This is a genomic window from Nonomuraea sp. NPDC001636 (genome assembly GCF_040298265.1).
In the GTDB taxonomy this organism is placed as follows: domain Bacteria; phylum Actinomycetota; class Actinomycetes; order Streptosporangiales; family Streptosporangiaceae; genus Nonomuraea.
In genome coordinates this window covers 198809-220068 of the sequence record NZ_JBEOZT010000017.1, presented here as the reverse complement: position 1 = coordinate 220068, position 21260 = coordinate 198809, and the positions used below count along the sequence as shown (strand labels likewise).

Sequence of the window (21260 nt, the reverse complement as noted above, 5' to 3'; positions counted from 1 at the left end):
ACCGGGCGAACTTGTGCGCCGGGCGCGCAGTCAAACCCTGCATGACGACGAAGCACATCATCGCGGCGGCGACCCTCGCGGCGGGCGTCGCGCTGGCCGGGATCGCCTCCCCCGCGCTCGCCGCCCCCGCCTTCGGCCCCCAGGGGTACGGCGGGGTCACGCTGGGCATGAGCGCCAAGGCCGCCCAGGCCACCGGGAAGATCGTCCACAAGCCCGGCCTCGACTCCCCCAGCTGCTCCGGCTGGGACCTCAAGGCCCAGCGGACCGGCCGCGACGCGGTCGGCCTCTTCATCTCCAAGAAGCAGGGCGTGGCGATCATCTTCGCCCCGAAGGGCGTCAAGACGCCGCAGGGCATCGGCATCGGCTCGACGAACGCCCAGCTCAAGCGCGCGTACGCGAACAAGCTGCGGACGGCCGCGAGCGGCTTCCCGTACGTCGCCGTGCCGGGCAACGCCAAGGCGCACTACTACTTCCTGCTCCGCGGCGGCAAGATCTACGAGATGGGCCTGGCCCTCGACAAGCAGGACTGCGCGAACTGACGATCCGAAACCCCGGCGATCATCGGCTGACGGGCCCGGATCGGGCGGCACCGGCTTCTCCATGAAGCCGGTGTTTTTTATTTCCCGATAAATAGGGTCTAGCCCGGAGATGCGGGTTTTTGGTACAAATTGCCGCTGGCGGCTACACGCTGCTTCCTGAACCGGTCATCCACCAATTCCTATAGTGAGCGGGCCGATTTTTGCTTGCCGATGATTTCTTCTTCGTCTGCTGGGACGCGACGGGCTCGGGCAAGCCTCGGCTGCACGTCCCGGGCGTGGCGCTCGGCCTGGCCGGGGCGCTGCTCGCGGAGCTGGTGCTGGAGCAGCGGATCACCGTCGAGGGGGTCCGGCTGCGGGTGGTCGACCGGCGCCCGGTCCCGGACGAGCTGGCCGGAAAGGTGCTGACCGAAATAGGCAATTCCCCGCAGCACACCGATGTGCGGACCTGGCTGGCCTACCTCGCACAACGCTCGGTCACCGAAGTAACCGGCCGGTTGATGGGTAATGGCCTGCTCGACCGCGAATCCCCGAGGCTGCTCAAGCGTAAACAATTCCGCTATTTCTCCACCGACTTCAACCGGGCCATGTGGCCCTCCGCCCGGCTGCGGCTCGCGCTGGTGAAGTGGCAGCCGCTGACCCCGCACGACATGGCGCTGGCGGCGCTGGCCGAGGCCTGCGACCTGACCGACGTCGTCGTCGAGGACCCGGCCGACCGGCGCGGCGCCCACCAGTACCTGACCACGGTGCTGGCCGCGATGCCCCAGCCGCTCAGCGACCTCGGCCGCCAGGTGAGCGCGGCCGTCGGCGACGCCGTCCTGACCTACCGGACCTGAGCCCCGGACCGCCGGCCTGACCACACCGCACCTGAACCCCCCAGAAAGGAACGCGATGCCCTCCGCGAGATCCGGCGCCGCGCCCGACCCGATCGCCGGCGCCCTGGCCGCCGACCGGCTCGGCGCGCCCTCGGTCGTCTACTTCGTCCTGTCGGCCGCCGCGCCGCTCACCGTCGTCGCCGGTGTGATCACCACTGGCTACGCCGTCACCGGCATCACCGGGCTGCCGATCGCGTTCCTGGTCGTGGGCGTGGTGCTGGCGGTGTTCGCGGTCGGGTACGTGGCCATGGCCCGTCACATGGCCAACGCCGGCGCGTTCTACACCTACATCAGCCGGGGTCTCGGCCGTCCTGCGGGCATCGCGGCGGCCTGGGTGGCGCTGATCGCCTACAACGCCCTCCAGGTCGGCCTGTACGGCGCCTTCGGCGCGGCGGCCACCCCGCTGCTCGAACGCTGGTTCGGCGGCGCGCCGCCCTGGTGGGCCATCTCCCTGGTCGCCTGGGCGCTGGTGGGCGTGCTCGGGCTGATGCGGGTGGACGTCAACGGGCGGCTGCTGGCCGTCCTGCTCACCGCCGAGGTGGCGGTCATCCTGCTGTTCGACCTGGCGGACCTGGTCAACCCGGCGCCGTCGGGGTTCTCGGCCGAGACGTTGTCGCCCGCGGCGCTGTTCGTGCCGGGGGTGGGGGCGCTGCTGGTCATCGCGACGCTCGGGTTCGTCGGGTTCGAGTCGTCGGTGGTGTTCTCGGAGGAGAGCCGGGATCCGCGGCGTACCGTGCCGCTGGCCACGTACGCCTCGGTGGCGATCATCGCGGGGCTGTACGCGCTGTCGTCGTGGGCGATGACGGTCGCCACGGGCCCGGCGGACATCGTGGCCGCCGCGCGCCGCGACCAGGCCGAGACGATCTTCATCATCGCGAACCAGCACCTCGGCGGCGCGGTCGTGGACATCGCCCGGGTGCTCTTCGTCACCAGCGTGTTCGCCGCCATGATCTCCTTCCACAACACCACCGCCCGGTACTTCTTCGCGCTCGGCCGCGAGCGGGTGCTGCCCGCCTTCTTCGGCCGCACCCGGCCGCGCAGCGGCGCGCCCCGGTCGGGCTCGATCGCGCAGACCGTGCTCGGGCTGGTCGTCATCGTGGTCTACGCGGTTCTGGGACTCGACCCGCTGGTGCAGCTCTTCTTCTACGGCGGCTCGTTCGGCGGGTTCGGGGTGCTGCTGCTGGTGTTCGTGACCTCGATCGCGATCGTCGCCTTCTTCGCCCGGCAGCCGAGCGGCGAGAACCTCGCGCGGCGGTTCCTGGCCCCCGTGCCCGCCGCGCTGGCGCTGGCCGTGATGGTCTGGCTGGCGCTGGACAACTTCCCGACGCTGCTCGGGGTGCCCGAGGGCGATCCGCTCGCCTGGATCCTGCCGGTCGTGTACGCGGTGGCCGCCCTGCTCGGCGTGGGCTGGGCGCTGGTCCTGCGCTCGGGACAGCCGAGCGTGTACTCGCTGGTGGGCATGGGCGCCAAGGCCGCCGCCACGCCGGAGGCCGTCCGTTGAGGCGCGCACAGGACGTGGCGGCGCACGACGTCCGCCGGGCGACGGCCGACGACGCCGGCGCGGTCGCCGAGCTGATCGCGACCGCGTTCGCGCGGCTGCCCGCGGTGTCGTACCTGGTGCCCGAGCCGGCCGGGCGGCACGAGATCATGGTGGCCGACTTCCTGATCCTCGTCTCGCACGCCATCGAGCACGGCGAGGTGGACCTGCTCGACGAGGGCCGCGCGGTCGCGGTCTGGCTGACGCACACCGCCGACGCGCCGCTGCCCGAGCCGCCCGACTACGACCGCCGCCTGGCCGCCGCCACCGGCAGGTGGGCCGACCGCTTCCGGGTGCTGGACGAGCTGTTCGAACGGCACCACCCGGAGCCGCCGTACCACCACCTGGCGTTCCTGGCCGTGCACCCGGACCACCAGGGCCGGGGGCTCGGATCGGCCCTGCTGCGCCGCCACCACGCCCTACTGGACGGCGCGCCCGCCTACCTGGAGGCCAGCAGCGCCCGCAGCCGCGACCTGTACGCCAGGCACGGCTACCAGGCCGAGGAGCCGTTCGCGCTGCCCGACGGCGCCCTGTTCTGGCCCATGTGGCGGCCCGGCGTCACCGGGTGACGCAGGGCCCTTCGCAGACGTCGGCGACCACGCCGGTCTTGAGGAACACCGACTTCTGCAGCTGGGCGGCCGGGGTCCTGCGCGGCTTCTCGTGCGGGTCCTCGCCCTGCGCGGGCGGGGTGTTGGTGAGCGGCGGCGCGGGGGCGCCGCTGTCCCACATCACCAGGGCCGAGCCGGGATGGGCGCGGCCGCGGATGCCGGGGATGCCCCAGAACGGCACGGCGTCCGGGCTGCGTCCCGGGGCGAGGGCCGGGGTCAGCAGCCGGGCGCCGACGGTGCGGGCCTCGACCTCGGCGGTGACCGTGGCCACCTGGTGGTCGCCGAAGGCCACGTGCATGAGCACCCGGTGCCGCGGCGTCCCCGGGTAGGGGCGGTCGGTCAGGTGGGCGGCGTAGCCGTCGGCCTCGCCGCGGTCCCACAGCATCTGCATGAGCGCCAGGACGATCTGCTGGTCCAGCTTGTCGGGGTAGGCCCGGTCGAAGGCGGCCTGGAAGGGGGCGGCGTCGGCGCTGCGGTTGAACAGGGTGCTGTAGTTCATGCCGGTCACGCCGAGCACGCCGCGCTCGATGTCCTTCGACAGCGCGACCAGCGCGCCGCCCAGGATGCCGCCCTGGCTGTTGCCGTCGTACACCAGGCCGTGGCGCGGGTCGATCAGCGGGCGGCCGCGGGCGGTGCGGAAGGCGGGGTGGGCGGCGAAGCCGTCGGCAGCGGTCATGGCGCGGCCCAGGAACATGAAGTCGAGGAAGCCCTGCAACGTGCGGTCTGGGACCGTGCCGAACCGGGAGATGTCGGTGAAGACCGAGACGACGTTCGGGATGTCCTCGTCTGCCATGCCGATCCACTTGGTGGCGCAGAAGACGAAGCCGTGCTCCTGCGCCATAGTCTTCACGTTCGACGCGCCCACCTCGGCGTGCCTGCCGAGCAGGCCGTGGCCGTACAGGGCGGGCCGGGCGGGGCGGTCGAAGGCGACGCGGGGGATCTCGCAGCGGAAGGGCGCCACCTGCTCGTTGCCGGGCAGGCGGGCCGGCAGGCCGTCGGGGCCGCGGTTGAGCGCCGACCCGGGCGGGCCGCCCGGCCGGTCGAGGTAGCTCGGCACGCGGAAGGTGCCCTCGACCCGGCGGGCGATCTGGGCGTCCTGCTCGGGGGTGAGGTCGGTGACCGAGGTGACCTCGAAGGCGGGCGCGCGGCCGCGCAGCGTGCGCAGGGCGTCGTCGCGCATGGCCAGCGCGGGACCGGCCAGGCCGCGCGCGCTCGCGACGGTGAAGTCCCAGGCCAGGTAGAGGCCGCGGGTGCCGACGCCGGCGCGGCGCAGCGCGGACAGCGCGGGCTGGAGGCGGCGCTGGCGCTCGTGCAGCTCGTGGTCCGGCGGCAGGGGCGGCCCGGCGACCGCGGCGAAGGCGGGGCTCGGCGGGATCGGGGCGCCGGCGGCGTCGCGGAGGTCGCGCAGGGCGACGGCGTACCGGTGGCCCTCGCTCAGGTTGCGGGCCGGGCGGACGATCAGGGCTTGGCGGTCGGCCGGTGCGTTCGCGTCGAGCTCGGCCCAGTACGGCCACCGCTCCCCCGTCACGGTGTCCAGCAGCACGACGGGCGCGTCCCGGTCCAGCGACCTGCCGATGTCGGTGATGGGCGCGGCGCCCGTCCTGGCCAGGTCGAGCCCCGGCACCCTGGCCAGCAGCATCGAGCCCGGCGAGAAGCCGTCGTTCCTGTTCCACTCGGCGGGCGCGATCGGCACGCCGGCGACCGAGACCGGCATGGACCCGGCCGCGAGGGCCACCCGGCGGCCCGTGTCGGTGCCGCGGTCGGCGACGGTGAACCAGTCGTTCGGGAACGGCAGCAGGCAGGCCGCCGGGTCGATCGGGTCGCAGCCGGACGGTTCGGGGACCGCCGAGGCCGGTGACGCCGGCGGGGCCGCGAGCGTCGCGCAGGCCAGGGCGAGGGCGGTGAGGAGACGGGGGAGCACGCGCACGGGCACCTCGGGAGCTGATCGAGGCCGGGGGTTCGGGCCATGGTGGATCGCGCCGGGGCCGCCGTCAATCGGCTTCACGGAATGCCGCCCAGATTTGTGAGGCGTCACAGATTTGACCGTCCGGATTTACCGCCCTGTCCAGTTCACAGAAGGACGAGCAGGGCTCATCGTCATGTCTGCGAATCCAAACGACCTCGAACGACGCGAGCCACGTGGAGTGATGATGCGCCGTCGTACGTTCATCAGGACCGTCTCCGCGGCGGTCGCGTTCTCCGGGGCGATGTGGCACGACGCCGTCGCCTCCGCGGCGGGCGCGGGCGTGAGCCCGTACGGGCCGCTCGGCGCCCCGGACGCCAACGGCATGGCGCTGCCCGCCGGTTTCACCGGCCGGGTGGTGGCCAGGTCGGGCCGGGTCGTCGGCGGCACGCTGTGGCACCCCGCTCCTGACGGCGGCGCGTGCTTCGCCGACGGCTCCGGCTGGATCTACGTGTCCAACTCCGAGGTGCCGCTCGTGGGCGGGACCTCGGCGATCAGGTTCAGGGCCGACGGCTCGATCGACCGGGCCTACCGGATCCTGAGCGGCACGAACCTCAACTGCGCGGGCGGCGCGACCCCGTGGGGCACCTGGCTGTCCTGCGAGGAGATCTTCCGCGGCAAGGTCTACGAGACCGACCCGTACGGCAACCGCTCCGCCCAGCAGCGCCCCGCGATGGGCAAGTTCAAGCACGAGGCCGCGGCCTGCGACCCCGACCACAAGGTCGTCTACCTGACCGAGGACGAGGGCGACGGCTGCTTCTACCGCTTCACCCCCACCACCTGGGGCGACCTGTCCAGCGGCCGGCTCGACGTGCTCTGCGGCATCGGCGGCGACAGCGTCGAGTGGCGGCCCGTGCCCGACGCGACGCCCGGCGTCTTCGACACCCAGACCAGGCACCAGGTCTCCGCCGCCCGGCACTTCAGCGGCGGCGAGGGCTGCCACTACGCCGCCGGGATCTGCTACTTCACCGCCAAGGGCGACCGCAAGGTCTGGGCCTACGACACCGCCCGGCAGACGGTCACCGCGATCTACGAGGGCGGCGGCACCCTCGACGGCGTCGACAACATCACCGGCCGCCCGTCCGGCGACCTGTACGTGGCCGAGGACGGCGGCAACATGGAGATCAACATCATCACCCCCGACGGCGTGGTCGCCCCCGTCATGCGCCTGGACGGCCAGGCCAAGTCGGAGATCACCGGCCCCACGTTCTCCCCCGACGGCACCCGGCTCTACTTCTCCTCCCAGCGCGGCACCAGCGGCGAGACCGCCGGGACCGGGGGGATCACGTACGAGGTGACCGGGCCCTTCCGCCGCTGACCAGCACGGCTTCACCCCACCGGGGCCGCTGACCGGCCCGGCCTCCGTCACCGGAGCCGCTGACCGGCACGGCCATCGCACCCCCCACCCTCCGCCGAAGGAGTCCTCCATGGTCCGACGGTTGCTCGTCCTGCTCTCCGCGACCGCCCTGGCGCTCGGCGTCGTGCCGCCCGCACACGCCGCCCAGGGCGACGTGTACGTGGCGCTCGGCGACTCCGCCGCGTCGGGTCCCCTGGTGCCCGACCAGGTCGTGCCCGACCTCGGGTGCTGGCGTTCCGACCACAACTACGCCCATCTGACCGCCCAGGCCATCGGCGCCGCCACCTTCAGGGACGTCACCTGCTCCGGCGCCAAGACCCGCGACATGTACAACTCCCAGGGCACCGACCTCGGCAGCGTCGCGCCCCAGCTCGACGCGCTCAGCTCGGACACCACCCTGGTCACGGTGCAGATCGGCGCCAACGACGTCGGCCTGACCGGCTTCATCGAGGACTGCCTCAACCTGCTGCCCCCGCCCATCGGCGACGCCTGCAACGACGACTACGTCGTCGACGGCCAGGACTCCTGGCGGGTCAAGACCGACGCGCTGCGGCCCAAGCTGACCACGCTGGTGACCGACATCCGGGCCCGCGCCCCGCGTGCCCGGATCTTCATGGTCGGCTACGCCACCTACGCGCCGCCGAACGGCTGCTACCCGACCGTCCCGATCATCAAGGCCGACGCCAACTACATCCGCGCCACGCTCCAGTACTTCAACCGGATGCTGGCCGAGCAGGCCGCCGCCGCGGGCGTGTCGTTCGTCGACCTGCAGACGCCGAGCGTGGGCCACGACCCGTGCAAGGCTCCCGGCGTGCGCTGGATCGAGCCGTACGTGCCGGCCTCGCCCGCCGCCCCGTTCCACCCCAACGGTCTCGGGATGCGGAACTTCGCCACCGTGGTGACCGCCGCGGTGTCCGGGGTCTGAACGCGGCGAATCGCGCGACGGGAGCCGTCCCCGCCCGGGGGCGGCTCCCGTTCACTTGCGGTGCCGGCGTCTGGCGGCCAGCGCGGCGCCGATGCGTTGCAGGTGGGCCGGGTCCACGGGGTCGAGGCCGGTCAGGCTGACGGCCCTGCGCAGGCGGTAGTCGACCGTGTTGGGGTGCACGTGCAGCAGCTCGGCCGTACGGCGGCGGTCGAGGCCGGTGTCCAGGTAGACCGTGAGCGTCCTGAGCAGGTCGGGGTTGTCGAGCAGCGGGTCGAGCAGCCCGGCGAGCACGGCGGTGGCCTGGGTCGGCCGGGTGAGCTGGTACTCCAGCAGCACGTCGGCCAGCCGGTAGGCGCCCGGCGGCTGCTCGAAGACCCGTACCACCTCCAGGACCTCCTCGGCCAGCTTGACCGCCTCCGGCACCCCGGGCGGCGCGGCGATCTCGGCCGCCGCCCACACCGGCACGCCGGCCGCCTTGGCCATCGCGGCGGCCGTCTCGCCGACCTCGTACCAGTCGGGGTCCTCGCCGGTGATCGGCACGAACACCAGGCCGCCCGTCGTGTCCAGCACCGACAGCACCGGCTCGGCCGCGCCCCGCTGGAGCGCCGTCCTGATCCGGTGGAGCTTGCGGCGGCCCGCGATCGACCCGCCCGGCTCGTCGCTCTCCTCGTCGGGATGCCGGCCCACGGCGAGCGCCAAGACCAGGTAGCGCGGGGCCAGCCGGACCCCGGCCAGGGCCGCCCGGTCGCCGCCGAGCAGCGCGGACACGGCGGCGTGCAGCGCGTGCTGCTCGTGGCTGAGCATCCCCTCGCGCTCCTCCAGGTACGCGGTGCACACGGCGGCCGTCACCGACTCCGTGTAGAGCAGGATCAGGCGGTTGGCCGCCAGCACGTCCTCGAAGTCGGCGGGCGTGGCCGCGGCGAACAGGTGCTCCCACACCTTGCGCGCGCCCAGGTGGTAGGCGGCCAGCAGGGCCTCCAGCGGCACGCCCTCCTGGGCCCGGCGGGCCGCCGACGAGCGCAGCGGGGCCAGCTCGGCCCTGGTGGGCGGGCGGCGGTCGCGGAACATGCGGGCGATCAGCCGCAGGTTGTGCTCGGTGATGACGGTGATCTCGCCGTCGAGCTCCTCCTTCGGCAGCCGCCGGTAGAGCGGGATCTCCTCGGCGAAGCCGCGGACGAGCTGCCTGGCCAGCTTGGCGGTCTGGCGTTCGAGCAACTCGTGCGCGACGCACCCGGCCAGGGTGAGGGCAGGGACCACGTTCGAAACCCTCCCAGAACATCCGGCGTCAGTGAAGGCCCCGGCGGTGCCGTGAAAGTTTCAGGGTCTTCGGGCCCGATCGGGTGCAGCCGTTGACGGGGCGGCGGTGGGCAAGGAGGATCGGGAGCGCTCCATTGGGAGCGCTCCCAACCCCCCGAAGGACCTCCATGACCCGATGCCGGGCCGCGCTGCTGGCCCTCCTCACCATGGTCGCCCTGTCCCCCGCCGCGTCCGCCCGCGCCGCCGACGAGGGACCCGAGCAGATCGTGAACGGCACCTTCGACGCCGGCACCGCCCCCTGGTGGAGCACCGGCAACACCACCCTGACCGTCGACGGCGGCAGGCTGTGCGCCGACGTCCCCGGCGGCACCGCCAACCCCTGGGACGTCATCATCGGCCAGGACGGCGTCCCGCTGGTCGCCGGCGACACCTACGCCTACCGGTTCTCGGCCTCCGCCACCCCCGCGAAAGTCGGCAAGGCCCTGATCCAGCTCCCCGTGGACCCGTGGACCCAGTACCTGTCGGCCGCCCCGGAGCTGAGCGTCTCGGGCAACGACTACTCCTACACCTTCACCGCCCCGGTCTCGCTGCCGAACGCCCAGGTGGCGTTCCAGCTGGGCGGCAGCGCCGAGCCCTGGAGGTTCTGCATGGACGACGTGTCGCTGAAGGGCGGCGCCGAACCCGAGGTCTACGAGCCGGACACGGGCCCGCGCGTCCGCGTGAACATGGTCGGCTACCTGCCCTCGGGCCCGAAGAAGGCCACCCTGGTCACCGAGGCCACCACGCCCCTGGACTGGGAGCTGCGCAACGCGGCAAAGGAATCGGTCGCGACCGGACGTACCGCCCCCAAGGGCATCGACGCCAGCTCGGGCCAGAACGTGCACACCATCGACTTCGGCGCCTACGCCAAGCCCGGCGAGGGCTACACGCTGACCGCCGACGGCGAGACCAGCAGGCCGTTCGACATCGGCGCGGACGTGTACGACTCCCTCCCCGCGGACGCGCTGAAGTTCTACTACACCCAGCGCAGCGGCATCGAGATCCTCGACAGCCTGCGCCCCGGCTACGGACGCCCGGCCGGCCACGCGGGCACGTCCCCCAACCAGGGCGACACGGCCGTGCCCTGCCAGGCGGGCGGCTGCGACTACACCCTGAACGTCAAGGGCGGCTGGTACGACGCCGGCGACCACGGCAAGTACGTGGTCAACGGCGGCATCGCGGTCCACCAGCTGATGGCGGCCTACGAGCGCGACCGGGCCGCCTTCACCGACGGCCAGCTCAAGATCCCCGAGAGCGGCAACGGCGTCCCGGACGTGCTGGACGAAGCCCGCTGGGAGCAGGAGTTCATCCTGAGCATGCAGGTGCCGGACGGCAAGCCGGACGCGGGGATGGCCCATCACAAGGTGCACGACCAGAACTGGACCGGCCTGCCGCTGCTGCCGCACCTCGACCCGCAGAAGCGCGAGCTGCACCCGCCGTCCACGGCCGCGACGCTCAACCTGGCCGCGACGGCGGCACAGGCGGCCCGGCTGTTCGCGCCCTACGACGCGGCGTTCGCGGCGCGGAACCTCCAGGCGGCGCGCAAGGCGTGGGCGGCGGCGAAGGCGAACCCGGCCCGGTACGCCGACCCCGCCGACGGCGTGGGCGGCGGCGCCTACGACGACGCCGTCGTGACCGACGAGTTCTACTGGGCGGCGGCCGAGCTCTACCTGACGACGGGCGAGAAGGAGTTCGCGGACTTCGTGCTGGCCTCGCCGCACCACACCGGCGACATCTGGCGCGAGCGCGGCTTCGACTGGGGCAACACCGCCCAGCTCGGCCGGCTGGAGCTGGCGACCGTGCCCAACGCGCTGCCGGGCCGGGACAAGGTGCGGCAGTCGGTCGTCGAGGGCGCGGACAAGTACCTGGCGGTGCAGCGGGCGCACCCGTACGGGCTGCCGTACGCGCCGGCGGACTTCGACTGGGGCTCCAACAACCTGGTACTCAACAACCTGGTCGTCCTGGCCACCGCCTACGACCTGACCGGCGAGGAGAAGTACCGGGCCGCCGTCCGGGAGGGCATGGACTACCTGCTCGGCCGCAACGCGCTCAACATCTCCTACGTCACCGGCTACGGCGAGGTCTCCGCCCAGAACCAGCACAGCCGCTGGTACGCCCACCAGCTCGACCACGCGCTGCCCCACCCGCCGCGCGGCTCGCTGGCCGGCGGCCCCAACTCCGCCATCCAGGACCCGGTCGCCCAGCGGCTGCTGCGCGGCTGCAAGCCGCAGTTCTGCTACGTCGACGACATCGAGTCCTGGTCCACCAACGAGCTGACCATCAACTGGAACTCGCCGCTGGCGTGGGTCTCGGCGTTCCTGGCGGACAAGGGCGAGCGGTCCGCCTGCCGGGTGCGCTACTCGGCGCACGGCTCGTGGCCCGGCGGCTTCACCAGCCAGATCGTGATCGAGAACACCGGCCGGGAGAGCGTGAACGGCTGGACCCTGAGCTGGTCGTTCCCCGGCGGCCAGCGGATCAAGGAGGGCTGGGGGGCCGAGCTCGCCCAGTCCGGGGCGGTGGTGACGGCGCGGAACCTCGGCTACAACGGCCGGATCAGGCCCGGCGGGTCCGTGACGTTCGGTTTCGTCGGCACGCACGCCTCGGGGCCCAACCCGGCCCCGGAGGTCTTCCGCCTCGACGGCGACCGCTGCCGGTGACGCGCGACGCGGGCGGCCCTTCCGGGGGTCCGCCCGCGTTGCCCACACTCCGTTGAACGGAATACTGTCTCCCCCATGCCCAGGGGAACCTCAGAAGTCAGCGAGCCGATGTACTTCGTGCTCGCCGCGCTGCGCGCCGGCCCGCTGCACGGCCACGCGATCAGCAAGTCGGTCAAGGAGCTGTCCGGCGGCCGGGTCCAGCCCTCCGTCGGCACGCTCTACGGCATCCTGGAACGCCTCAACGAGCGGGGCGTCATCACCGTTGACCGCGAGGAGACGGTCAACGGGCGCAACCGGCGCTACTTCCGGATCACCGACGAGGGCCAGGCGCTGGTGGAGGCGGAGGCGAGACGCATGCAGGCGGCCGCCTCGCTCGTCCTGCGGCCGTCGGCCGGATGACGGCCGTCGGGTCCGCGCGCGCCGCGTCCGCGCTCGAACGGCGTTACCGCAGGCTCCTGCTCGCCTATCCCAGGACGTACCGCGCGGCCCACGGTGACGAGCTGCTCGACGTGCTGCTCGAATCGGCCGCGCCGGGGCGGCGCGTCCCGGTGCCGCGCGAGGCGTGGGGGCTGCTCGTGGGCGGGGTGCGCAGCCGGATCGTCCACCTGGCGAGCGGCAGCCCCTGGGCGGACGGCGTGCACCTCGCCGTCACCGCCGTCGCGGCGGCGAACCTGGCCGCCCTGCTGCCCTACGCCGGCACGCTGCCGCTCTGGACGCTGCTGTCGGCGCTCACGCTGCTGGCGACCGCGCGCGGGTGGCTGCGCACGGCGGCGGCGCTGACGCTGCTCACCGGGGCCAAGGCGGTGGCGCTGGCCGGCGGGTGGTGGCAGCCGTTCGACACGACGCTGTTACCGGTCTATCCGACGTTCCTCCAGGTCCGGCCGTTGTTCATGGACAGCGACCCCTACCTGGTGGCGGGCACCTACGCGGTGGCGCTGGCCGGCCTGCTCGCGCTGCGGCGGGCGCCGCGCACGCGGTCGTGGTGGTGGTGGGCGGCGGTCGTCGCGGCGAGCTGGGCGGGCCCCGAGTGGTTGGAGGACTCCACGACGTTCCCGCTCAGCCTGAGCAGGCTGGTCGTGGAGGCGGCGGCGTTCGGGCTGGCGGCGGGGAGCGCCTACCTGGCCCGCGACCACCGGTGGACGCTGGCGGCGGCGATCTACCTGGCGACGACGTCGGGCGAGCTGGTGCTGCACTCCGACGCCCTGACCCGGCAGCACCTGGCTTACTGGGGGGTGCTCGCGCTGCTGGTCGTGGGGGCCGCCTTCGCGCCCTTCCGCCGGCGGCGGCACTGCCTGGATTGACCATACTTCGTTGAACGGAGTATGGTCTTCGCCATGCTCAAGAGATCCCGCCTGGCCATCGCCATGTCGCTCTCGGCGGCCGTGCTCTGCGGCTGCGGGGGCGCCGCCGAGCCGACCGGCGGCGCCGGGACCGCCCAGCCGTCACAGGCCGCCGCCAAGGACAAGAAGCACCAGTTCGAGGCGGCCAAGGCCGACTGCATGAAGCAGAAGGGCTTCACGTACGTGCCGTACGTGAAGCCCGAGGCCAAGAGCGAGGACGAGCGCAAGCGCGCCTCCGGCGACTACCAGGCGATGAAGAAATACCGCACCAAATACGGATTCGGCGTTTTCGCCCTTCAGGTCTACCCCGGGGAGCTGGAAGGCCCCGGCGGCAAGGACGACCCCAACCCCAACATGAAGATCCAGGCAGACCTCTCCACCGCCCAGCTCACCGCCTACCACAAGGCCAAGGACGCCTGCGTCGTCACGGCCGGCAAGCAGGTCCTCGGCCTCACCCTGAAGTCCAACATCGACTACTTCTCCCAGATGGCCATCGCCCACAGGCGGGCGAAGGCCACCGAACTGGACGGCGACCCCGAGCTGGTCGAGCTGGCCGGCCCCATGGCCACCTGCCTGAAGGGCAAGGGCTACTCGGTGGCCGACGCCAAGCCGTCGGCGCTCAACCAGCGCGGGGAGCGGGAGTTCATGCGCCGGCAGGACAAACTGGGCCGCCAGCAGCAGAAGAACCTCCCCGAAGCCCCGAAGATGACCAAGGAAACCGAGCAGTTCCACCTGCCGGAGCTCACCCCCGACGCCGCCAGGCCGTACCTCGTCCAGGAGGTCAAGGCGGCGCTGGACGACCTGGAGTGCGGCAAGGACTTCTACGCGGCCTACACGCCGAAGGAGACCGCGGTCCAGCGGAAGATCAACGACCTGTTCGCGTTCTGACGCCCTCATGAGATCCCCACGCAGGCTTCTGGCCCTGGTGCTCACCGGGGTCGTGCTCGTCGCCCTGGCCGGGTGGGCGGTGAGCACCCGGCTGCGCTCGCCGGCCGACGAGGCGAGCAGGCGCGCCGCGCCCACACCGTCCCTGGTCACCGCCGCCGTCGAGCGCCGCAGGCTGGTCAGCACCGTGGTGGTCAACGGCACCCTCGAATACGGCTCGCCGCTGCCGGTCGGCCTGGCCGGGGCCGTCGGCGGCGCGTCCGAGCTCCAGCGGGCCACCAGGGCGCCGCGGCCCGGCCGGATCGCCGAGGGCGGGGTGCTGATGGAGGTCAACGGCCGGCCGGTCTTCGTCCTGCGCGGCTCGGTGCCGATGCATCGCACGATCACGCCGGGCAGCGAGGGCGACGACGTCACCCAGGTGCAGCGGGCGCTGCGCCGGCTGGGGCACAGGGCGCCGGCCACCGGCGTCTTCGACCGGGCCACGGTCGCCGCGCTCACCCGGTTCTACGCCGCCAAGGGCTACGAGGCTCAGCGGCCCACCCTCGCCGACCGGCAGACCTACGAGACCCTGCGCAAGGCCGTACGGACCGCCAAGGAGACCCTCGCGGCCGAGAAGCAGGCCCTCGACCGGGGGCGTGACGTGCTGCCGCTCAAGCTCAGGCTGGCCAACGCCAGGACCGGGCTCAAGGTCGCCCGCCGCGCTCTGGCCGAGGCCCGGTCCCAGGAGCTGCCGCCGGCCGACGAGGCCCGGCTGTCGGCCGCCGACTCGGCGGTGCGGGCGGCCGAGGAGCGGCTGCTGGAGGCCGAGCAGGCCCTCGCCGCCGCCCGCACCCCGCCCACGAGCGCGCCCACGGCAGCCGCCACCGCTGCCCCCACTGCTGCCCCCACTGCTGCCCCCACCGGCACGCCCGCGCCCGCCCCCACGGCTGCTCCCCGGCCCACGGCAGCGCCCGCCGACACGCGGCTGCTGGAGCTGCGGGTGGCCAACGCGCGCGCCGACCTGTCGGCCGCCCAGGAGGCCCGCGAGCTGATCCTCAAGGAGGCCGAGCAGGCCCGCGCGGCCCGGATCGAGGAGCTGCGCACCGCCGTGCGCACCGCCCAGGAGACGCTGGCGACCGCCGAGCAGGCGCTGCGCCAGGCCAGGCAGCTCTCCCCCGCCCGGCTCAAGGTGACCGGCGCCCGGGCGGACGTGGCGGCGGCCGAGGAGATGCTGGCCGAGTACTCCCGCACGTACGGGGTCTCGATCCCGCCCGGCGAGGTGGTGTTCCTGCCGAAGCTGCCGGCCCGCGTGCGCAAGGTGGCGGTGAAGGCGGGAGAACGCGTCGAGGGCGCGGTCGCCACCGTGACCAGCTCGACGTTCATGGTCACGGCGTCGGTCGAGGCGGCCGAGTCCGAGCTGCTGCGTCCTGGCATGCCCGCGACCGTCGAGGTGGACACCGGCCGGTCGTACCCGGCCGGGCTGACGGCCGTGGGCGACAAGGCGAGGACGCCGGGCTCCGAGGCGGTCGAGGCCGGGACGAGGGCCGTCCTGATCACGCCGCGCGCGGCGAAGGGCCTCAAGGCCGGGACCACGGTGACCGCGCGGATCACCGTGGGGGCGACGAAGGACCCGGTCCTGGTGGTGCCCGTGGCGGCCGTGATCACCTCGGCGGACGGCCGGGCCCGGGTCCGGGTCGAGTACGCCGCCGACCGCACCAGGGACGTCGAGGTCCGCACGGGCCTGTCCGCCGACGGGAACGTCGAGGTCACCGGCGCGCTCAAGGAGGGCGACCGGGTGGTGGTCGGCGATGCCTGAGCCGGTCATCGAGCTGGTCGAGGTGGGGCGGCGGTATCCGGCGGAGCCGCCGGTCCGCGCGCTGGACGCCGTCTCGCTGCGGGTGGGCCGCGGCGACCACGTGGCAGTCATGGGCCCGTCCGGCTCCGGCAAGTCCACGCTGCTCAACGTGCTCGGCCTGCTCGACCGGCCCGACTCCGGCAGCTACCGCCTCGACGGCGCCGAGACCACCACGCTCCCCGACGGCGTCAGGACCAGGTTGCGCGGCGAGCGGATCGGCTTCGTCTTCCAGTCCTTCCACCTGCTCGCCCACCGCACCGTGGTGGAGAACGTGATGCTCGCCGAGCTCTACACCCGGCGGCCGCGCAAGGGCAGGCGGGAGCGGGCCCTGGCGGCGCTCGACCGCGTCGGCCTCGGACACCGTACGGCGTTCGCGCCCGGCCGGCTGTCCGGGGGCGAACGTCAGCGCACGGCCATCGCCAGGGCCCTCATGGGCTCCCCGTCGCTGCTGCTGTGCGACGAGCCGACGGGCAACCTCGACAGCCGCAACACCGAGGCGGTGCTCGACCTGTTCGACGAGCTGCGGCGGCAGGGGCTGACCATCGTGGTCATCACGCACGAGCAGGAGGTCGGCGCGCGGGCCGAGCGGCGGGTGCGGATCACCGACGGCGTCCTGGTGGAGGAGTGATGGACCTGCGCGACCTGGCGGGCGAGGCCGTCGCCGGCCTGCTGGCCCGGCCGCTGCGCACGGCGCTCACCACGCTCGGCACCGTGCTCGGCATCACCACCCTCGTCGTGACGCTCGGCGTGGCCGCCACCGCGGGCAACCAGGTGGTGGGCCACTTCGACGCGCTGGTGGCCACGGCCATCACCGTCGAGGTGCCCGGCACGCCGGGCGCCCCCCTGGTGACCTGGGACGCGGTGGACCGGCTGACCAGGCTGCGCGGCGTGGAGTCGGCCGCCGCGCTGTCGGAGAGCGAGGACACCGCGAACCTGTCCGTGCGCTCCAACGACATCGTCGATCCGGCGCGCATCACCACGCAGTCGCTGCCCGTGGTCGCCGCGACCACCGGCCTTCCCGGAGCCCTGCGCGGCACGATGCTGCGCGGCAGGTTCTACGACGCCGGGCACGTCCGGCGCGGCGACCGGGTGGCCGTGCTCGGCGACCAGGCGGCCAGGCTGCTCGGGATCACCCGGCTCGACGGGGCGCCCGCGGTCTTCATCGGGAGCCACGCGTACACGGTGATCGGCGTGCTGGGCGGGCTGCGCCGGGAGCGCGATCTGGGCGCGGCCGTGTTCGTGCCGCCGACCGCCGGCGCCCGGTTCGGGCTGCGGACGGTCACCAGGGTGCTGGTCAACACCGGCCTGGGCGCCACCGCGCTGGTCGCGGGCCAGACGCCGGTCGCGCTCAGCCCCGGCAACGAGGACCTGCTCCAGGTGGTCGCGCCGCCCGGCCCCACCCGGGCCCGCGACGCCGCCCAGGACGACGTCAACGCGCTGTTCCTGATCCTCGGCCTGGTCTCGCTCGTCGTGGGCGCGGTCGGCATCGCCAACGTCACGCTCGTCACGGTGCTGGAACGGGTGCCCGAGATCGGGCTGCGCCGGGCGCTCGGCGCGGCGCGGCGGCACGTGGCCGCCCAGTTCCTGCTGGAGTCGACGCTGGTCGGACTGGCCGGCGGCGTGATCGGCACGAGCCTCGGCGTGGTCGCCGTGGTCGCCGTCTCGGCCGCCAGGGAGTGGACGCCGCTCCTCGACGCGCGGCTCGCGCTGGCCGCGCCGGTGGCCGGGGCGGTGGTGGGGTTGCTGGCCGGGCTCTATCCGGCGCTGCGGGCGGCGAAGATGCAGCCGGTGGACTCTCTGCGATAGCGGTCCCGCCACTTATGATGTGCCCGACATATGGCGAAAAAAGCCCAGCGGATGCTGCTCAGAGCGGTCAGACCGCTGCTCGTCAAGGCAGCGGTCCTGTCCGGGCTGCGCGGACGCGAGCGGACCCTCCTCCTGCTCAACCGCGCCCTGGTCTACCTCGCGCTGACCGCCGTGGTCGGCGCCGTCTACTTCGGGATCGGCGCGCTCGACGCCCTGCTCGGCTCGTGGTCCGACCTGATCGCCGCGCTGGCCGCGGGCGCGCTGTTCCAGCCCGTACGGGTGCGCCTGCAGAGCGCGGCGGACCGGCTGTTCCGGTGGGAGCGCGACCCGTACCGGCTGGCTGACCGGGTGAGCCGGAGCGTGCAGGAGGCCAGGGGGCCGGCCGAGGCCCTGGCGTCGGCGGCCCACGCCGTCCGGCTGGCCCTGGGGGCGCCCGGCGTCGCGGTGGAGGTCGTCCTGCCCGGCGGACGGGTGCGCAGCGTCGTCGCGGGCGAGATGGGCCCGGCCCCCTCGGTCGAACGCCTGGTCTGGCACGGCAAGTCGATGGGCTGGCTGTCGGTCAGCGGCGAGCCGCGCGACCGGGCGCTGCTGGACATGCTGGCCAGGCAGCTCGCCGAGGTCGCCCACGCCGTACGGCTCAGCGCCGACCTGCAACGCTCGCGCGAGCGCATGATGGTCACCCGCGAGGAGGAACGCCGCGAACTCCGCCGCAACCTGCACGACGGCCTCGGACCGGCGCTGACGAACCTGGCGATGAGCGTCGACCAGGCCCGGCTCAGCCTGGCCAGCGATCCCGGCTCGGTCGAGCCCCTGCTCAGCACGGCACGCAGGCAGATGACCGAGGCCATCGTGGACGTCCGCGACCTGGTGTACGGCCTGCGTCCGCCCGCGCTCGACGGCGCCGGGCTGGACGAGCTCGGCCTGGAGGGCGCCTTACGGCTGCTCGCCGACGCGCCCGGCCCGAGGGTGGACGTGGTGGTCTCGGGCTCGCTGGCCGACCTGCCGGCCGCGGTGGAGGTGGCGGCGTACAAGATCGCGCATGAGGCGGTGGCGAACGTGCGCCGGCACGCCCGCGCCACCACCGCCCTGATCAGGGTGGAGCGGCGCGACGGGCTCCGGCTGACGGTGTCCGACGACGGGATCGGGCTGCCCGAGCAGCGCCGCCAGGGGGCCGCCCTGATGCGCGGGCGGGCCGAGGAGGTGGGCGGCGTCTGCGAGCTGGACGTCCGCCCCGGCGGCGGCACCGAGGTCGTCGCGGAACTGCCGGTCAAGGAGCCACGATGACCACGAAGACCCCCGCCGGCCACGACGATCCCGGTCCCGGCGCGGACGGGCCCGGCCGCACGCCGGTGTGGCGGCTGCGGCTCGTGCTGACGGTGGTGTGGACGGCGGCCGGGGTCTCGCTCGCGGCCGTGGTGACGGCGGCGGTGCTGGCCGCGCAGCTCGGCGGGCTGGCCGAGACGCAGGGGCTCGACCCGATCGGGCTGATGTTCCCGCTCGCCGGCGCGTTCCTGATCAGCAGGCGCCCCCGGCTGCTGATCCCGTGGCTCATGTGGGCGACGGGCGTGGTCTGGTCGGCGTACTCGCTGCTGTTCGCGCTGACCGGCTGGATGTACTTCCACGCGCCCGGCCCGCTCCTGCCCTACGTCGCCTGGCCGGCCATCTGGCTGTGGCTGCTGCCGGTGCCCACGTTCACGGGGATCATGCCGCTGCTCTTCCCGGACGGGCGGCTGCCGTCGAAGCGCTGGCGGCCGGTGCTCTACGGCAACCTGGTCCTCATGGCCGGGCACTCGCTGCTGCTCGGCCTGTCCCCCGACCCGTCGTTCGAGCTCGGGGTGCCGGTGGGCAACCCGTTCGGGGTGGCGGCGCTGGGCAGGATCCCCGAGGTCGTGGAGTCGTGGATCGGGATCCCGATGATCCTGCTGTGCCTGCTCGGCGTGGTCTCGCTGGGCTTCAGGTACCGGGCGGCGACGCCCGAGGTGCGCCGCCAGATCACCTGGTACTTCCACGCCATGGTGATCTTCGTCGTCTACTGGATCGCCAGCGCGGGCAACCAGGACACCTTCATCATCGCCGTACGGGTCTTCCTGGCCGCGGGCATCCCCATCGCGATCATCGCCGCCGTGCTGCGCCACCAGCTCTACGGCATCCGGCTCATCCTCAACCGCACGCTGGTGTACGGCACGCTCGCGGTCGGGGCCGGCCTCACCTACTCGGCGCTCATCTGGGCGTCCAACAGCGTGGCGGACGGCTACGGCGCGGCGGCCGGGCTCGCCTCCGCGATGGTCACCGGCGCGGCCTTCCATCCCGTGCGCCTGCGCCTCCAGCGCTCGGTGGACCGGCTGTTCAACGTGGAACGCGACCCGTACCGGGCGGCCGACCTGCTCAGCCGTACCGTGCAGAGGGCCGGGGACCCGGCGGGGGCGCTGGCCGAGGCGATCTCCGTCGTGCGCACGTCCCTGGTCGCCCGCGGGGTGGGCGTGGAGGTGCCGGGCGAGCCCGCGCTGTCGTTCGTGGACGGCGAGCTGGGCGCCCGATCGCGATCCGTCGAGCTGACCTGGCACGGCGAGCCGGTCGGGCGGCTGCGCATCGCCGGGGCGCGGCCGGGCCGCGAGCCGCTGGACGTCATGGCCAAGCACCTGGCCGAGCTGGCGCACGCCGTACGGCTGAGCACCGACCTGCGGGACTCCCACGAGCGGATCAGCGCCACCCGCGACGAGGAGCGGCGCCGGCTGGGCAGGGAGCTGCACGACGGGCTCGGCCCCACGCTGACCAGCGTGACGATGACCCTGGACGAGGCCCGGCGGCGGCTGGAGCGCGACCCCGAGTCGGTGGAGGAGCTGCTGGTCCGGGTGCGCGAGGAGATGACCAGCACGCTGATGTCGGTGCGCGAGCTGGTGGACGGCCTGCGCCCGCCGGTGCTGGACGAGCTGGGCCTGGCCGGCGCCCTGCGCGCCTTCGGCCAGGCCCCGGGCCCCCGGGTCGAGGTCACCGTGCCCGCGGCCGCCGACGAGCCCGAAGGGGTGCTCGACGGGTCCGAAGGGGCCCTCGACGGGTTGCCGGCCGCGGTGGAGACGGCCGCATACCGGATCGCGCAGGAGGCGCTGACGAACGTGCGCCGCCACGCCCAGGCCACGTCGGTGCTGGTCACGTTACGGCGGGAGGCCGGGGAGCTGCGGGTGTCGGTCGCCGACGACGGCACCGGCCTGCCCGACGAGCCGTCGCCGGGGGTGGGGCTGACGTCGATGCGCGAGCGGGCGGCCGAGATCGGCGGCACCTGCGCGATCGGCCCCCGGACGGGCGGCGGCACCGAGGTGACCGCCGTCCTGCCGCTCACGGCGCCGGACTAGGAGGTCAGGCTCGGACGCAGCGCGAGCAGGGCGCCGAGGGTGGCGTACCCGACGATCAGGTGGAAGCCGCCGATCCAGTTCGAGATCGACTCGCCGAACACGATGTACGCCGGCACCGTCACCACGGCCCAGCTCTCGGCGACGAGCGGCCACCACCGCAGCGCCCCGCGCCAGCGCCCGGCGAAGGCGATCTTGATGCCGATGGCGCACGGCCGACCGCGCCGAGGCCATCGTCCGCGCCCGCGACGCGGGGCTCGGGAAGTGAGCCGTTCGGGGCTCCCGTACGTCATA

Annotated in this window: 18 protein-coding genes; 15 read left to right on the top strand and 3 right to left on the bottom strand. The window is 73.6% G+C overall.

The window, feature by feature from the left end:
- Positions 1 to 41: 41 nt before the first annotated feature.
- The 4 genes from ABT158_RS29495 (at position 42) to ABT158_RS29480 (ending at position 3517) form a co-directional block, all read left to right on the top strand.
- A complete protein-coding gene (locus ABT158_RS29495; RefSeq protein ID WP_352358823.1) occupies positions 42 to 539 on the top strand; it encodes a hypothetical protein in 498 nt (165 codons plus the stop codon).
- Positions 540 to 739: 200 nt separating this feature from the next.
- Positions 740 to 1372 carry a GOLPH3/VPS74 family protein gene (locus tag ABT158_RS29490; protein WP_352358822.1) on the top strand — a complete coding sequence of 211 codons (633 nt, stop codon included), beginning with the start codon at positions 740 to 742 and terminating at the stop codon, positions 1370 to 1372.
- Between the two features lie 55 nt (positions 1373 to 1427).
- The gene (locus ABT158_RS29485) at positions 1428 to 2912 is read left to right on the top strand and encodes an APC family permease (RefSeq protein WP_352358820.1); all 1485 of its coding nucleotides are present in this window, start codon (positions 1428 to 1430) and stop codon (positions 2910 to 2912) included.
- Positions 2909 to 3517: a GNAT family N-acetyltransferase gene (locus tag ABT158_RS29480; RefSeq protein WP_352358818.1), complete on the top strand. Its 609-nt coding sequence runs from the start codon at positions 2909 to 2911 to the stop codon at positions 3515 to 3517. Before ABT158_RS29485 ends, ABT158_RS29480 begins: the two co-directional genes overlap by 4 nt.
- Here ABT158_RS29480 and ABT158_RS29475 read toward each other — a convergent pair.
- Entirely contained in the window at positions 3507 to 5477 is a 1971-nt protein-coding gene (locus tag ABT158_RS29475) for a hypothetical protein (RefSeq protein ID WP_352358816.1), read from the bottom strand. The genes ABT158_RS29480 and ABT158_RS29475 overlap by 11 nt on opposite strands.
- Positions 5478 to 5706: 229 nt before the next feature.
- Here ABT158_RS29475 and ABT158_RS29470 point away from each other — a divergent pair, with 229 nt between their 5' ends.
- Together ABT158_RS29470 and ABT158_RS29465 are read left to right on the top strand one after the other, a co-directional pair.
- On the top strand, positions 5707 to 6837 hold the full coding sequence (locus ABT158_RS29470; RefSeq protein WP_352358854.1) for an alkaline phosphatase PhoX: 1131 nt from the start codon (positions 5707 to 5709) through the stop codon (positions 6835 to 6837).
- A 109-nt stretch (positions 6838 to 6946) separates the two neighbouring features.
- Complete coding sequence (locus ABT158_RS29465) at positions 6947 to 7801, top strand: SGNH/GDSL hydrolase family protein (RefSeq protein ID WP_352358814.1); 855 nt, start codon at positions 6947 to 6949, stop codon at positions 7799 to 7801.
- 51 nt (positions 7802 to 7852) lie between these two features.
- On the opposite strand, the gene ABT158_RS29460 is transcribed toward ABT158_RS29465, so the two are convergent.
- Positions 7853 to 9058 (bottom strand): PucR family transcriptional regulator, encoded by a 1206-nt coding sequence (locus tag ABT158_RS29460; RefSeq protein WP_352358812.1) that lies wholly within the window; start codon positions 9056 to 9058, stop codon positions 7853 to 7855.
- Between the two features lie 167 nt (positions 9059 to 9225).
- Here ABT158_RS29460 and ABT158_RS29455 point away from each other — a divergent pair, with 167 nt between their 5' ends.
- From ABT158_RS29455 to ABT158_RS29415, 9 genes are all read left to right on the top strand, one after another.
- Entirely contained in the window at positions 9226 to 11754 is a 2529-nt protein-coding gene (locus ABT158_RS29455) for a glycoside hydrolase family 9 protein (RefSeq protein WP_352358810.1), read from the top strand.
- 75 nt (positions 11755 to 11829) lie between these two features.
- Positions 11830 to 12153: a PadR family transcriptional regulator gene (locus ABT158_RS29450; protein ID WP_189651648.1), complete on the top strand. Its 324-nt coding sequence runs from the start codon at positions 11830 to 11832 to the stop codon at positions 12151 to 12153.
- Positions 12150 to 13055, top strand: a complete 906-nt coding sequence (locus tag ABT158_RS29445; RefSeq protein ID WP_352358808.1) for a hypothetical protein — start codon at positions 12150 to 12152, stop codon at positions 13053 to 13055. The genes ABT158_RS29450 and ABT158_RS29445 overlap by 4 nt, the downstream gene beginning before the upstream one ends.
- A gap of 33 nt (positions 13056 to 13088) precedes the next feature.
- Positions 13089 to 13982 carry a hypothetical protein gene (locus ABT158_RS29440; RefSeq protein ID WP_352358806.1) on the top strand — a complete coding sequence of 298 codons (894 nt, stop codon included), beginning with the start codon at positions 13089 to 13091 and terminating at the stop codon, positions 13980 to 13982.
- Positions 13983 to 13989: 7 nt separating this feature from the next.
- On the top strand, positions 13990 to 15774 hold the full coding sequence (locus tag ABT158_RS29435; protein ID WP_352358804.1) for a peptidoglycan-binding protein: 1785 nt from the start codon (positions 13990 to 13992) through the stop codon (positions 15772 to 15774).
- On the top strand, positions 15767 to 16441 hold the full coding sequence (locus tag ABT158_RS29430; RefSeq protein WP_352358802.1) for an ABC transporter ATP-binding protein: 675 nt from the start codon (positions 15767 to 15769) through the stop codon (positions 16439 to 16441). The genes ABT158_RS29435 and ABT158_RS29430 overlap by 8 nt, the downstream gene beginning before the upstream one ends.
- Positions 16441 to 17619: an ABC transporter permease gene (locus ABT158_RS29425; RefSeq protein ID WP_352358800.1), complete on the top strand. Its 1179-nt coding sequence runs from the start codon at positions 16441 to 16443 to the stop codon at positions 17617 to 17619. The genes ABT158_RS29430 and ABT158_RS29425 overlap by 1 nt, the downstream gene beginning before the upstream one ends.
- A gap of 30 nt (positions 17620 to 17649) precedes the next feature.
- Positions 17650 to 18903 (top strand): sensor histidine kinase, encoded by a 1254-nt coding sequence (locus tag ABT158_RS29420; RefSeq protein ID WP_352358798.1) that lies wholly within the window; start codon positions 17650 to 17652, stop codon positions 18901 to 18903.
- Positions 18900 to 20969 carry a sensor histidine kinase gene (locus tag ABT158_RS29415; RefSeq protein WP_352358796.1) on the top strand — a complete coding sequence of 690 codons (2070 nt, stop codon included), beginning with the start codon at positions 18900 to 18902 and terminating at the stop codon, positions 20967 to 20969. Before ABT158_RS29420 ends, ABT158_RS29415 begins: the two co-directional genes overlap by 4 nt.
- Here ABT158_RS29415 and ABT158_RS29410 read toward each other — a convergent pair.
- Positions 20966 to 21259, bottom strand: coding sequence for a hypothetical protein (locus ABT158_RS29410; protein ID WP_352358794.1), 294 nt, complete (start codon positions 21257 to 21259; stop codon positions 20966 to 20968). The two genes, ABT158_RS29415 and ABT158_RS29410, sit on opposite strands and share 4 nt — an antisense overlap.
- Position 21260 lies beyond the last annotated feature (1 nt).

Excerpts from the sequence above, each read along its gene's own strand:
- ABT158_RS29495 (WP_352358823.1), top strand. The coding sequence starts at position 42 with ATGACGACGAAGCACATCATCGCGGCGGCGACCCTCGCGGCGGGCGTC.
- ABT158_RS29485 (WP_352358820.1), top strand. The coding sequence starts at position 1,428 with ATGCCCTCCGCGAGATCCGGCGCCGCGCCCGACCCGATCGCCGGCGCC.
- ABT158_RS29470 (WP_352358854.1), top strand. The coding sequence starts at position 5,707 with ATGCGCCGTCGTACGTTCATCAGGACCGTCTCCGCGGCGGTCGCGTTC.
- ABT158_RS29465 (WP_352358814.1), top strand. The coding sequence starts at position 6,947 with ATGGTCCGACGGTTGCTCGTCCTGCTCTCCGCGACCGCCCTGGCGCTC.
- ABT158_RS29455 (WP_352358810.1), top strand. The coding sequence starts at position 9,226 with ATGACCCGATGCCGGGCCGCGCTGCTGGCCCTCCTCACCATGGTCGCC.
- ABT158_RS29450 (WP_189651648.1), top strand. The coding sequence starts at position 11,830 with ATGCCCAGGGGAACCTCAGAAGTCAGCGAGCCGATGTACTTCGTGCTC.
- ABT158_RS29445 (WP_352358808.1), top strand. The coding sequence starts at position 12,150 with ATGACGGCCGTCGGGTCCGCGCGCGCCGCGTCCGCGCTCGAACGGCGT.
- ABT158_RS29440 (WP_352358806.1), top strand. The coding sequence starts at position 13,089 with ATGCTCAAGAGATCCCGCCTGGCCATCGCCATGTCGCTCTCGGCGGCC.
- ABT158_RS29435 (WP_352358804.1), top strand. The coding sequence starts at position 13,990 with ATGAGATCCCCACGCAGGCTTCTGGCCCTGGTGCTCACCGGGGTCGTG.
- ABT158_RS29430 (WP_352358802.1), top strand. The coding sequence starts at position 15,767 with ATGCCTGAGCCGGTCATCGAGCTGGTCGAGGTGGGGCGGCGGTATCCG.
- ABT158_RS29425 (WP_352358800.1), top strand. The coding sequence starts at position 16,441 with ATGGACCTGCGCGACCTGGCGGGCGAGGCCGTCGCCGGCCTGCTGGCC.
- ABT158_RS29420 (WP_352358798.1), top strand. The coding sequence starts at position 17,650 with ATGGCGAAAAAAGCCCAGCGGATGCTGCTCAGAGCGGTCAGACCGCTG.
- ABT158_RS29415 (WP_352358796.1), top strand. The coding sequence starts at position 18,900 with ATGACCACGAAGACCCCCGCCGGCCACGACGATCCCGGTCCCGGCGCG.
- ABT158_RS29410 (WP_352358794.1), bottom strand. The coding sequence starts at position 21,259 with ATGACGTACGGGAGCCCCGAACGGCTCACTTCCCGAGCCCCGCGTCGC.